This is a genomic window from Halanaerobium praevalens DSM 2228, from assembly GCF_000165465.1.
GTDB classification, from domain to species: Bacteria; Bacillota; Halanaerobiia; order Halanaerobiales; family Halanaerobiaceae; genus Halanaerobium; species Halanaerobium praevalens.
Window position 1 is genome coordinate 1,568,737 of record NC_017455.1, and the last position, 13,276, is coordinate 1,582,012.

General features: G+C 29.7%; 12 protein-coding genes. 4 read left to right on the forward strand and 8 right to left on the reverse strand.

Annotated features, from left to right (window positions below; genetic code table 11):
• The first annotated feature begins 93 nt into the window (after positions 1-93).
• From HPRAE_RS07260 to HPRAE_RS07270, 3 genes are read left to right on the forward strand one after another with little or no spacing between them, the layout of a single operon-like run.
• Positions 94-927, forward strand: coding sequence for an ABC transporter permease (locus HPRAE_RS07260; RefSeq protein WP_014553570.1), 834 nt, complete (start codon positions 94-96; stop codon positions 925-927).
• 57 nt (positions 928-984) lie between these two features.
• Entirely contained in the window at positions 985-2,052 is a 1,068-nt protein-coding gene (locus HPRAE_RS07265; RefSeq protein WP_014553571.1) for a taurine ABC transporter substrate-binding protein, read from the forward strand.
• A 36-nt stretch (positions 2,053-2,088) separates the two neighbouring features.
• Positions 2,089-2,883, forward strand: coding sequence for an ABC transporter ATP-binding protein (locus tag HPRAE_RS07270; RefSeq protein WP_014553572.1), 795 nt, complete (start codon positions 2,089-2,091; stop codon positions 2,881-2,883).
• A 153-nt stretch (positions 2,884-3,036) separates the two neighbouring features.
• Here HPRAE_RS07270 and ltrA read toward each other — a convergent pair whose 3' ends face one another.
• The 3 genes from ltrA to HPRAE_RS07285 all read right to left on the reverse strand — a co-directional run bounded on the left by ltrA (position 3,037) and on the right by HPRAE_RS07285 (position 6,921).
• On the reverse strand, positions 3,037-4,206 hold the full coding sequence (gene ltrA / locus HPRAE_RS07275; protein ID WP_014553573.1) for a group II intron reverse transcriptase/maturase: 1,170 nt from the start codon (positions 4,204-4,206) through the stop codon (positions 3,037-3,039).
• An 810-nt stretch (positions 4,207-5,016) separates the two neighbouring features.
• Positions 5,017-5,916 carry a rhodanese-like domain-containing protein gene (locus HPRAE_RS07280; RefSeq protein WP_014553574.1) on the reverse strand — a complete coding sequence of 300 codons (900 nt, stop codon included), beginning with the start codon at positions 5,914-5,916 and terminating at the stop codon, positions 5,017-5,019.
• 84 nt (positions 5,917-6,000) lie between these two features.
• The gene (locus HPRAE_RS07285; RefSeq protein WP_014553575.1) at positions 6,001-6,921 is read right to left on the reverse strand and encodes a sulfurtransferase; all 921 of its coding nucleotides are present in this window, start codon (positions 6,919-6,921) and stop codon (positions 6,001-6,003) included.
• A 218-nt stretch (positions 6,922-7,139) separates the two neighbouring features.
• On the opposite strand from HPRAE_RS07285, the gene HPRAE_RS07290 reads away from it, so the two are divergent.
• Positions 7,140-8,741 carry an ArnT family glycosyltransferase gene (locus HPRAE_RS07290; protein WP_014553576.1) on the forward strand — a complete coding sequence of 534 codons (1,602 nt, stop codon included), beginning with the start codon at positions 7,140-7,142 and terminating at the stop codon, positions 8,739-8,741.
• On the opposite strand, the gene HPRAE_RS07295 is transcribed toward HPRAE_RS07290, so the two are convergent.
• The 5 genes from HPRAE_RS07295 to HPRAE_RS07315 are packed head-to-tail and all read right to left on the reverse strand — an operon-like array spanning position 8,704 to position 13,273.
• On the reverse strand, positions 8,704-9,486 hold the full coding sequence (locus HPRAE_RS07295; RefSeq protein ID WP_014553577.1) for an ABC transporter ATP-binding protein: 783 nt from the start codon (positions 9,484-9,486) through the stop codon (positions 8,704-8,706). The genes HPRAE_RS07290 and HPRAE_RS07295 overlap by 38 nt on opposite strands.
• Positions 9,483-10,253, reverse strand: coding sequence for an ABC transporter permease (locus HPRAE_RS07300; protein ID WP_014553578.1), 771 nt, complete (start codon positions 10,251-10,253; stop codon positions 9,483-9,485). The genes HPRAE_RS07295 and HPRAE_RS07300 overlap by 4 nt, the downstream gene beginning before the upstream one ends.
• Positions 10,243-11,253, reverse strand: coding sequence for an ABC transporter substrate-binding protein (locus HPRAE_RS07305; RefSeq protein WP_014553579.1), 1,011 nt, complete (start codon positions 11,251-11,253; stop codon positions 10,243-10,245). Before HPRAE_RS07305 ends, HPRAE_RS07300 begins: the two co-directional genes overlap by 11 nt.
• A gap of 20 nt (positions 11,254-11,273) precedes the next feature.
• Entirely contained in the window at positions 11,274-12,518 is a 1,245-nt protein-coding gene (locus HPRAE_RS07310) for an ATP-grasp domain-containing protein (protein ID WP_014553580.1), read from the reverse strand.
• Positions 12,515-13,273 carry a glycosyltransferase family 2 protein gene (locus HPRAE_RS07315; protein ID WP_014553581.1) on the reverse strand — a complete coding sequence of 253 codons (759 nt, stop codon included), beginning with the start codon at positions 13,271-13,273 and terminating at the stop codon, positions 12,515-12,517. Before HPRAE_RS07315 ends, HPRAE_RS07310 begins: the two co-directional genes overlap by 4 nt.
• Positions 13,274-13,276 lie beyond the last annotated feature (3 nt).

A 13,276-nucleotide genomic window follows, 5' to 3' on the forward strand; every position in this document is an offset into this window, starting at 1 on the left:
TAAATTGATAATTTATATTTAATATGATATCTTTGATAATAATAGTTAACCTCTTTTCAAAAGTGGTTTAGTTAAATAAGGACGGGGAAATAAATGAGTTTAAATAATAAACAAAATAATTCTAATAATAAATCAAAACGAAAAAATAATAAAAACAAAAAAACTAAAATTGAAAAAATATTAACTATTTCAACTTGGATTTCAATTTTTATATTTTGGTATATAATTACTAAAATAGGCATTTTTACTCCTACTCTTTTACCTGGCCCCTTGCGAGTTGCTAAAGCTTTTATTCGTATACTCGAAAATGGTTATAATGGAGTTCCGATTTGGATGCATTTGGGGGCTAGTTTTAAACGCTTATTTGTCGCTTTATTTTTTGCAATTTCTACTGCTATACCTTTAGGTCTTTTAAGTGGTTATTTTAGTAAAGTAGAAGCAATTATTGATTCTGTTGTAGAGTTTTATCGTCCTTTACCACCTTTAGCCTATTATACTCTTTTGGTACTTTGGTTTGGCATTGATGATACTTCTAAACAGATTCTTTTATTTTTAGCAGCCTTTGCCCCCATTTATATTGCTTGTGTTTCTGCAGTTAGAAAATTAAATCAAGATTTTGTTTTAAGTGCAAAATCTTTAGGAGCTAAACCAAAAGATGTTTTCCTAAAAATTGTACTTCCTGCTTCTTTACCAGAAATATTTACTGGGATTAGAACAGCTTTTGGAGTCGCCTATACTACTTTAGTTTCTTCAGAAATGGTTGCTGCTACTTCTGGTATTGGTTGGATGGTTTTAGATGCTTCAAATTTTTTAAAAAGTGATGTTATTTTTGTCGGAATTATAATTATGGGAATTACGGGTGTAGTTATTGATGCAGGTTTAAGATATTTAGAAAGAAAAATTATTTTTTGGAAAGGACAGCTTTAAAAATTTTAAAATTTATAATCTATTCTAAATCTGATCTAAAAAAATTGGAGGTAAAAAATGAAGAAAAATTATTTTAAAAAAACATTATTACTATTTGTAATTATAGGTTTAGCTTTTATTTTAACTGCTTGTGGTAATAACCAAGCTGAAAACACAGAAGAAAGCAAAAACTTACCTGATGAAATAAACTTTGGAATTTTAAGAGTGCCAAATGATCAAACTATTGCCATAGCCCAAGGATTTTTTGATGATTATTTTACTGAACGTGGAATTAAAGTTAATACTAGAGTTTTTGATTCAGGTGTAGAAGCAAATCAAGCTCTAGCTTCTGGAAGTATTGATTTTGCAACAATGGGAAATACAAATGCAATCACTGCTCTTGCCCGTGAACTTAAAGTAGAACTAATTTGGATTCATGAAGTACTAGGTGAAAATGAGGCTTTAGCTGTAAAAGATGGATCTGGAATAAAAAAAGTAAAAGATTTAGCAGGAAAAAGAGTTGCTGTCCCTTTTGCTTCAACTTCACATTATATTCTACTTAATGTTTTAAAAGAAGCAGGAATTGAAAAAGAAGTTCAATTATTAGATATGCAAACTGCTGAAATTGTAGCAGCCTGGGAACGTGGTGATGTACAAGCAGCTTATACCTGGCAACCAACTCTAGCGCAGCTTTTAAAAAGTGGTTCTACTCTAACTAATAGCAAAAAAATGGCTGATAAAGGTTATATTACTGCTAATATAGATGTAGTTAGAAAAGAATTTTCTCAAAAATATCCAGAATTAGTTGCTGATTTTATTTCTGCTTTAAGCCAAGCTGGTGATATTTATAGAAATAATCCTGAAAAAGCTGCTAAAATTGCTGGTGACAAATTAGGACTTGAAACTGAAGTTGCCCTACATCAAATGCAGGGTACAAGTTGGAAAACTAGAAAAGAACTTCTAAGCGCTGATTTTTTTGGTACTAAAACAGAAGCAGGAAATTTTGCTCAGGTTATGAAAGATACTTCCGATTTTCTACAGGCTCAAGGTTCAATTGAAGAATCACCTTCACAAGCAGCATTTAATCAATTTGTTAATCCTAAATATATTGAAATGTCTTTAGAAAATGATAAAAATTCTTATTAGATAATTATTAATTTATAGTTAAGAAAGGATATTTTTATGACTGCTCAAAAAGAAAAAAAGAGCTTAATTAAAATTGAAAATATGAGCTTAGAATATGGTGAAAGTATTAATTCAACCCTTGCTTTAAAAAATATTAATTTAGAAATTAATAAAGGAGAATTCATTTGTGTTTTGGGTCCTTCTGGCTGTGGTAAAAGTTCTTTACTTAAATGTATTGCAGGTTATGTAAATCCTAGTTCAGGTAGAGTTTTAATGCAGGATAAAGAAGTTGAAGGGCCTGATTGGCACCGAGGAGTAGTTTTTCAATCTCCTACCCTTTATCCTTGGATGACTGTTAATCAAAATGTTGAATTTGGTCCTAAAATGAGAAATCTAAGTAAAAATGAAATTGAAAATACTAGAAAATATTTTTTAGAAGAAGTAGATTTAAGCGGTTTTGGTGAAAATTATACTTTTGAATTATCAGGTGGAATGAAACAAAGAGTTGCAATTGCAAGAGTCCTGGCTAATTATCCACAAGTTGTTTTAATGGATGAACCTTTTGGAGCTTTAGATGCTTTAACTAGAGAAAATATGCAAAATTTAATTCGTAATATTTGGCAGGAAAATAATACTACTATCTTTTTTATAACCCATGATGTTGATGAAGCCTTACTATTAGCAACTAGAGTTGTTTTGATGTCTAAACAGCCAGGAGAAATTCTTAAAATATTTGAACTTGATTTTTCCAAGCAAATTTTAACAAAAGGTTCTAAAGAAGTTATCTATAATGAAGAGTATTTTGAAGTTAAAAATGAAATTATGGAATTAATTCATAATCAAATTGATTAATTTTATCAAATAGAGTAGGACCAGCCTTTCGGCTGGGACCCCTCATCAAACTGCACGTACGGTTCTCCCGTATACAGCTTTCCGTCAGTCGTTGCCCCATCTCAAGGAATAAGTCTTCGTCACTGTGTTACCACAGCTGTATATTTTAGTCCTTTAGGACAATCTAGTAAGTAATGAAACGAGTCCCTTCTTCCTGAAAAAGGAATTGGGGATTCTTTTGTTTTGATTCATAACTGCTTTCTTTTTCTCCATATATGACCTTAACCGCATTCGTATCCATTTATCTAAACGCCAGAAAAGTTTCTTCACATTTCCATGGCCGAAATAATTAGCCCAACCATATATTTTAGGATTTAATCTTTTTATAATTGAATCCACTTTCCAGGGCTGATTTCTCTTAGTAACTTTTCTAACTTTATCTTTGAATTTTTCTAGTGATTTCTTTCTCGGTCTTTTGTATCTCCAGGCTATGAATTCAAATCCTAAAAATACAAAACCCTCACCAAAGTTAGTTATTACTGTCTTTTCTGGATGCAGTTCTAATTTGAGTTTTTCTGTAATAATTTCTTTAACTACCTCATAAGCTCTTTTAGCTTTCCTTTTTGATTTTGTCATTACCACAAAATCATCAGCAAATCGCACCAGCTTGTACCCTCTTTCTACCATTATTTTATCGAACTCATGCAGAAAGATATTCGCCAGAAGTGGCGATATTACACCACCCTGAGGGGTTCCTTTCTCTGTGGGTATATATTCTTCATCTTTCATGACTCCCATGGTCAGCCACGATTTTATTATTTCAATTACCCAACCATCTGTTACTTTTTGCCTGATGAATTCTATTAAAAGCTCATGATCTATATTATCGAAAAACCCTTTAATGTCTGCATCTAATACCCATTTGTATCCCTGTTCTTTGTATTCTTCTATTTTGTTTATCGCATCAATCTGCGATTTACCTTTTCTAAATCCCAAAGAACAGTCACAGAATTCTTTTTCATATATCGGCTCCAGTATTCCTCTCACTGCAGCCTGAGCTATTCTATCTTTAACTGTGGGTATTCCCAGTGGTCGCTGTCTTCCATCACTTTTTGGGATAAATACTCTCAGTGCTGGTTTGGGTTGATATCTATCCTCTAAGAATTCTCTGTATAATTCTCTCATGTGAACTGCATAGTTTTCTTTAAATTCTACTGTATCTATTCTATCAACACCTGCACTACCACCGTTATCTAAGACATGTTTTGCGGCTGCTTTCATGTTTTTAATCTTTGTCACTTTGTCTTTAAGAGTGTAGTACGTTTTCTCAGTTATCTCTTTCACCAGTCCTTACTTCACGACTTACCAGTCTCTAACTCTACAGTCCAGTTAAACAGACCCTATCTTCATAATATTATCAGCCACGTTTTAGGTTCTCACCAATCGCCCCCTCTGACATATTACTACTGAGGTTATGGTGTTTCTGACCTACCACCTTTAGAATTAGATTTCTCCCTTCAGTTACAAGCCTGACCCACTGCTTTAAGCAGTGTTTAAACCATTAAAATCTATTTACCACTCCTGTATTATCTTCAACTTCGACTGCGCTGGCTGTCCTTTGCTAAACTGGCTTTATCCTCCTGCAGGTCGCCCTGCTATCTAAGGACCAGTTATCCTTGCTACTATTGACGCCATCTGAACTCTGTATCTGCTTTATCTTAGTTTTCCCGTTCAGGTTATGCCTCGACTTACTAAAACTAGTTTCAGTTTTTAGACAAATACAGAACTCCTCCGGTCAATTATTCTATCTTACTGTCATTCCAACCCTAATCACACCCGTAAATCCAGCCTAGATTGCATGGTTTTTATGCCGGCATTGAGCTTCTCCGTTACTTAGGCGAATCGCCATCTACAGATGCCACCTCTGGTTCACATTATGTTTTGGACTAACAGCACGTCTCAGACTCTTCAGATTCCACCTCGCGGTGAACACCCTGTCACTGTTGACTTCTACATGATACATGCCACAACATAGGAAGGACTTTCACCTACTATCAGAATAATTTACGGAGCACACTAATTAAACAAAGAGGAGCCATTAAAGGCTCCTCTTTGTTTTTTATTTACTTTTAAATTTTAAATATCATAAAAATACTACTGCACTACTTTATAACCCTTATTTGACCAACCATAAGGTTCATTTGCAGAAGTTCCCATTCCTCCATTAAGTGATACAGCATCATAACCTAACATTCTTAAACCAGCAACTGTTTGACCCGCTGTTTGACCTGTATAACAATATACAACTAATTTTTTATCCTCTGGTAGCTGACCAAAATAGTCTTCCATTCCAGCTCCCCAAGGAATATTTACAGCACCTTCAATATGACCTTCAGCAAAAGCATTAGGCTGTCTAATAGATACTACCATTAAATCAGCATCAGAATCTAAGGCCATTTTTAACATATCTTCCGAAATTTTATAATTTTTATAAATAGAATCACTAACATCTGCTAAACCAGCATAATAATCTTCAATTGCTTTTACTATTTCTGGTTCAACTTTATAAGCTGTGGCTTCTCCTATTTGATTAGCTTTAGTTTCAACTGCAGCTTCATAACCTTCAACTTTAGCTATTCCTAAATTCCAACCAAATTTAACTGACTTAGCTTCAAAACCAGCAAAATTTAATAAAGCAACAGTTTGATTTGCAGTTTGAGCAGTATAACAGTAAACATAAATTGTTTCATCCTGTGGTAAATGATCTAAAGCAGCTGGAATTGCTTCTGGTCCCCAAGGTAAATTAATTGCTCCTTTAATATGACCTTCATTATAAACATCAGGCTGTCTAATATCTAGAACAAAAAGATCTTCACCAGCTTTAATTCTTTCTACAAAGGCTGTTTGATCAATCATTGCATTATCTTCAGGTAAGTTAGCAAAATAATTATTAACAGCATCTTCAACTACAGCAGAAGCAGCAAAAGTTACTGTAGAAACTAATAATGTTAGGACAACTAAACTAATTGATAATAATAAATTTCTTTTTCTCATTTTTATTCCTCCTAGTTTTTTTAAGCTTGAATTAGATTATAAAAATCAAAATATAAAATAAAAATTTAATTTTATTTTGATAAATTAAGAACCATCTTGAGCATTTGGCTGAACTGGAGCACCTGTTAACATTCCTTTAGGAGTAGAATTATCTGATGACCATTCAATCCAGGCACCATCATAAAGTTTTAAATCTCTATAGCCAGCATTATGCAGTGCTAAAAAGCTTTGGGCTGCTCTAATTGATGTTTGACAGTAAATAATAACTTCTTTATCTGGGATGATATTATTATCTGGATAATATCTCTGTATATAACTTGGTGGATAAAATTCTCCACTATCCTGATTATTTTCTAAATAATTAATATGAATAGCTCCTGGAATAACCCCCTTTCCAACTTCTGCTGCTGTTCTAACATCTAAAATAGCAAAGTTATCAGCTTCAGTATTTAATTTCTCTAAGATATCTGCTTTGCTAGCAATTAAATCTTCATTTTTTTCTGTTATATTATATTCAGCTTTTTCCACTTTATAATCACCATTAGTAAAATCAGCTCCAGCTTCTTTGAGAGCAGCTAAACCACCACTTATTACTTTCATTTTAGCAGTATCATGACCATAAACCAACATAGTCCACCATAAACGAGCTGCATCCATATTATTATTATTATCATAAATAAAAATTTCTGATTGATTAGAAATACCATTATTGGCTAAAGTAGATTCCACTTTAGAAGCACCTGCTAGCATATTAGGATAAGGTCCAAATGTTGTAATATCATTCCTACTAATATTTACTGAGCCAGTTAAATGCTGATCTTTAAAATCACTAGATTTTTGAGTATCAACTATAATTACATCTTTATTTCCCATTAAATTCAAAGCTTTATCAGCAGAAATTATATCCTGACCTACTTCACCAGGAACAGATATATTTGCTCCACATCCTGTAAGGATAATTGCAAAAGCCAATAAAATAAATAGTACTTTTAATTTTTTATTCATTTTCACACCTCCAATTTATATTGTTAAACTTAGTACAAGGTCTAATAATATTATAAAACAAATTAGACCCTTTTGGTTATAACATTTATTAATAGTACATTCAATTATCAAATAATAATTTTTAAATATTGCAACTTAACAGTATTTAGCTAATATTTAAAAAATTAATTATTTGTGCTATAATAATTTCTAGACTAAATATGATAAGGAGTATTTTTATGCATTATAAATTCAAAAAGAAATTAAATAAAATTAAAGCTTGGCATCTTATTTTACTTTTTTTTATTTTAAATCTTATTTTCTTAACAAATTTTCCTTTTGTCCATTCTGATGAAGCTTGGTTAAGTGGTCTCTCCAGACAAATTTTAGAACAAAAAACTTTTAAAACTACAGAAACTTTTTTTGACTTATTACCACGTCACCCCCATGCAATCAAAGCTTTTTTTCATTCAATTCAGATAATATTTATTAAATTATTTACTTATAATATCTTTAGTTTTCGTTTAATTTCCTTGATCAGTGGTAGTTTAAGTCTTTTTATTTTTTATAAAATTTCTTATTTAATTACTAAATCAAAATCTTTAAGCTTGGCAAGCATAGTTATTTTAGCTGTTGAAATTCAGTTTATCTATAGTTCACATTTAGCCCGCCAAGAAATAATTTTAGTTTTGATTATGCTGATTGCGATTTATTATTTTTTAAAAGAAATTTATTATCAAAAAAAATATATTTCAAACTTTAATTTCAAAAAATATCATTCAAATTTAAAAGATATTATTTTAGCAATTATATTAGGAACAGCTATTGGATTTCACCCTAATGCTTTGATTATTTCTTTACCAATGGTTCTTATTTATAGTTGGAGTTTATTTTTTAAAAAAGAATTTAAATTAAAGAATTATTTTAGTTTTATGGCAACTTTAGCTTTTATTGCTTTAATTTTTGTTTATCTTAGTTATTCTCTTGATCCAAATTTTTTTAGTAATTATTTAAATTATGGAGCCAATTTGGGAGTTTTAAACTCATTTTTGCTTAAATTTAAAAATCTAAAAATCTTTTATTTAAAATTATTTTATCAAATAAGTGGCACTTATTATTTACCTTTAATTAAATTTCAACTTTTATTTTTTTTAATTATTAGCATAATTGCTAGCTTAAAACTATTTTTTAAAAAAGACCAAATTAATTTATATTTAATCCTAAGTATAATTGGCATTAATCTTGGTTTTTTGTTAATCGGAAGATATAATCAAACTTCTATTATTTTTATCTTTCCACTTTATTATTTATTATTTATCAATCTCAGCAAAAATTTAAGGCCCAAACTAGTTTTTAGCTTAATCAGTATTTTAATAATTTGTTTAACTGTAAATAGTGGAATTGTAATCTATAATGATAGTCATCATAACTATCAAAATTATTTAAATCAAATTGGAAAAGTTATTCCTGCTAATGCTAAAGTTTTAGCTAATTTAAATACAGATTACTATTTTGAAAATGGAAGCTTAATTGATTATAGAAACTTAGCATTTTTAGCAGAAAATAATATTTCTTTTGCTAAATATATAACTAAAAATAAAATAGAATATATAATTTATCCAGAAGAAATGGATTTTATTTATAATAGTCGACCACAGTGGAATATTTTATATGGTAATCTATACCCTTTTTATTCTCAATTACAAACCTTTTTAGAAAAAGAAGCTAAACTAGTTAAAAGTTTCAGTAATAGTACTTATGGGATGCGAATTACACCCAAAATAGGTGAAAAAGAATGGAAAATCAAAATTTATAAGGTTCAGCATAAAGCTGATTTTTGAGTTCAGCTAAAAATTGATTAAACTCCAAACTAGTTCTTTGTCTAGGAAACTTTAATTTATTTTTGACAATGTCAATTATTTCTCCTGGCTCATTTTGCATTAAAACTATTTTATCTGACAGAAAAATTGCCTCTCTAATATCATGAGTAACAAAAATAACTGTCATTTTATTGTTCTGCCAAATTTCAAGCAAAAGCTGCTGTAATTCTTGTCTAGTCTGGCTATCTAAGCTACCAAAAGGTTCATCCATTAACATGATTTCTGCTTCAGCAGCTAAAGTTCTTGCTAAAGCAACTCTTTGTTTCATTCCTCCTGATAGTTGATGTGGATAATAGTTTTTATAAGCTTCAAGTTTAACTGCTTTTAAATATGATAAGGCCTGAGCATTAATGTGCTTTTTATTAAGCTTAATTTTTTTATGTTTTAATAAAGCCTTAATTGCAAAAATAACATTATCTAGTACAGTTTGCCAAGGAAAAAGCTGTTCAAATTCTTGAAAAAGCATAAGTCGATCTATATCTGGATTTTTGATTTCTTGTTCTTTTTTAAAAATTTGACCGCTATCAGGCTGAATAAAACCAGCAATTATTTTCAGTAAAGTTGATTTTCCACAGCCAGAAGGACCTAAAATTGTTAAAAATTCATTTTCTTTAATTTTAAGTTCAATATTTTTAAGAACTATTTTTGTATCTTTTTGACTTTGATATTTTTTTGTTATATTTTTTAATTCTAAATAAGAACTCATTTAACCATACCCCATTTTTTAACCGTTACTTTCTCTATTTTTTTAAATACAAAATCTTCTACTAGAACCCCTATTATAATAATAACTATAATCCCTGCAAATACTCCCGGCAAATCGAAAAAAACTCGTTTTTGAAAAATATACCAACCTAAGCCCCCTAAACTATTAACCGCTCCAAAAAGCATTTCTGCACTAATCAAAGCTCTCCAAGACCTAGCCCACGAAATTTTTAAACCAGATATAAAATAAGGAAGTGAAGCGGGAATCAGTATTTTAAACATAAAATCTATTTTATTTAAGCGATAATTTTTAGCAATTAGAGTATAAATTTCTGGGATAGAATTAAAACCTGTACTTAAATTTAAAATTAAAGGCCATAAAACCGAATGAATAATTACAAGTAAAATTGCATTTTTACCTGAACCAAACCAAATCAAAATTAAAGGCATCAAAGCTATACCTGGTAAAGGATGAGCTAAAGCTGTTAAAGTCTCAATCAAACCAGCAGCAGTAGTCGAAAAATAGGAAATTAGCGCTAATAATAAAGCTGCTACTGTAGCTAAAAATAAACCTTGTAAAATAATTGAAAAAGAAAATATAATTTGTTTTAAAAGACTTCCATCACTTAAAGAATTAATTAAAGACCTAAAAATTTGATCTAAACCTGGAAAAATCATTGCTGAAAAAATACCAGCGCTGGCTATTAACTGCCAGATTAAAGCCAAAATTATTAACCATAGCAAACGCTGTCTATATTTATTTTTCATTTTCTTTATTCTCCTGTTTTAGCTGAAATCCACTATCTTTTTGCTCTAAATTTTCTCTAAAAATCAAATCAAATTTCTGATAGTCACTTTTTTCCAAATATCCTTCTTGATCCATAAAGTTCATAAATTTTTCTAAACCTTTAATTTCAGCACTATATTTCATTCCAGGCCAATTAAGGTATCTTTTCATTTCAGATTTTTCCAAATCATAATTAGCAGCTAATATAGCAGCTGTTTTTTTAGGTTCAGTTTTGATAAATTTAAAAGACTGAGATAAAGCCGTTAAAAAATTATTATAAAGTAAACTATTTTCTTCTTTAAATTTTTCGGTGCTAACTCCAACAATAAATGTAAATTCTCCGCCAAAAGCTTCTTGACCACTAATTATTTTTTTTATTCCTTTTTCCTTACTTTCTAAAAATAAATAAGGTGGAGAAGCAAAATGAGCCTTAACATCTCTTTTAGCTAAAAGAGCATTCATAGCATCTGGGTGATTCATAGTTAATAACTGTTTATCAAATTTATCACTTTTAGCATAATCTCGATCAGCAGCCATCGAGAGTAATATATGTTGTATACTTCCAGGCTGTGGTAAAGCTATTTTATCTTCTGCTTTAAAATCTGCTAAAGAATTGATATCTTTTTTATTAGTCATTAAGCCTAAAGGACTTTGAGAAAGTCCTGAAAATATTTTCCACTCCATACCTTTATCTTTAGCAATTAAAAAAGGAGGTACAGCCATAAAAGCAATATCAACTTCACCTGCCAGCATTGATTCTCTAATAGCAGTTGTATTACTTAATTGTTTCCACTCAACTTCTAAATCAGGGTCTATTTGCTCTAAAAAATTTAATTCTTTAATTATTTGGACTGGAGCATAAGCTAAACCATATTGTTCTGCAATAGTAATGGTTTTTTTAGTTTTTGACTGAGTACTACAACCAGCTAATAAAAAAAGACCACAACTTAAAATTAAAAAAATCGAAATATATTTTTTCATAATCCCACTCCTGCTTTTAACTAAAAATTTTCTCCAATTTTTCTTAAAACTAAATTTTTACCATTTTGATCAATTATTTTAAGCTTATTATAAATTTTTTTCACTCTTGCTTTTAATTGTTCTTTATTTTTCGCTTTAACAATAAAATAACCGGCTCGAGCTGTAGCATTTTCAATTTTAGGTATTTGATCTCCTAATTTATAGTTAAAATCTGCTTTTAAAACACCAGGTAAAGTTAGTAAATCAGAAAGATCACTAATCTTTTTAATTTGCCCTGGGCCAGCAAAAAAGAGCTGTACAGATAAATGATTTTTATTAGCTGAAAGCGAATAATTATTTATTTTGTCTGCTTCAATTTTATGACCAGCAGCTAGATTAACCATCATTGCCAAAATATCAACTCCAGTCAAAACAGGCATAAAATCCCCTTCATATGCCCCTCCAATTCTAACAGCAATTTCATTAACCATAATACCTTTTTTTCCAATTAAAAATTGAAAATAAAGAGGTCCATTTTTGAGCTTAAATTCTCTCACAATCTTTTGGCTTAAAGCTTTAATTTCCCTAAAATAATCTTGTAAATATTTAGACGGAAATAAGTGCGAAGAACAAATTCCAAGATGAATATCACTTTCAAAGTTTAAACGATCTGTAACAGTTAATAAATGAGTTTCACCATTTTTTACCCAACCACTAACTGTTATCTCATCTGATAAATAGTATTCCTCAACTAAAATTTCTTCTTCCCTTGAAAAAGAAAGAACCTCTTCAAATTTTTCCCTAATTTGAGCAATAGAATTTAATTTAAATACTCCTCTTTGTCCCTGGCTATCAAGTGGTTTAACTACATAAGGAGAATTTAAATCTTTAAGCTCAGAATCAAAAAAATTTTTTTTAATTATTTTAAAATTCACAGTTGGAATCCCAGAACTTAAAAACTTATTTTTCATTATTTTTTTATTAGTAACTGCTTTAGCAGTTTCAATTTTTAAATACGGCTTTAAATTCAATTTTTCGGCTACATAAGCTGCTGTATAAACTGGCTGATCTGTACCTGAAGTGAGAACTCCATCAACTTGATATTTTAGAGCTGTTTTTAAATTAGCTTCGGGATTAAAAGTACTACTTAAAGAACTAAAATCAGCTATTTTTTTACCTGGTGCATCAGGATAATAATCAGCCACTACTACTTGATGGCCCATCTTTTTAGCCTTTTTAATTAAACTTAACTGACTACTACCTCCACCCAAAATTAATAATCTCATTTAGATTCCTCTTTCTTTTTAAAAGTACTTTCAGCAATTAAAAATTGTTCTTTTTTTGAATAAAAATACTTTAAAAATGGTGATTTCCCATAATAAAGATAAAGCTTTAAAAATAATTTTAATAATTTAATAAAATTATAATTTGAAACACCATATTTTCTAGGCTGTTGCTCAGTATAAATATTTGCTATTTTAGGATTTTCTTTTAAAATAATTGCTGAAAGATAAATAAAAGATTTCTTGCAAATAATAATCTTCTCTAAAATCTTTTTATTAATAATTCTAAAACTACTAACTCGAATCCCCTTTTTTTTAGAGCTAATATGATTAAAAAGAAAATTGGTCAGCTTAGATCCTAAGCTTCTATAAAAATTATCTGATCTTTGTTTAGGAATTGCATAAACAACATCATAACCTTTTTTTATTTGTTGATAAAGAGATAAGATGGTCTGAGCTTGATGCTGAAGATCATCATCCATTGTAACTATATATTGACCTTTAGCAAATTGCAAACCACAAAAAATAGCATTTTGTTGACCAAAATTTTTACTTAGACGAATCCCCTTAACCTGCTTATCTTTTTTATTTAAAGCTAAAATTTTTTGATAACTCTGATCTAAACTGTTGTCATCAACCAAAATTAATTCAAATTTAATTTGATTAAACTCCATTACTTCCTTAATTGATTGATAAAGTTCAAATAAAGAATCTTCACTATTATAAACGGGAATAACTATAGAAATTAAATCAGACATTTA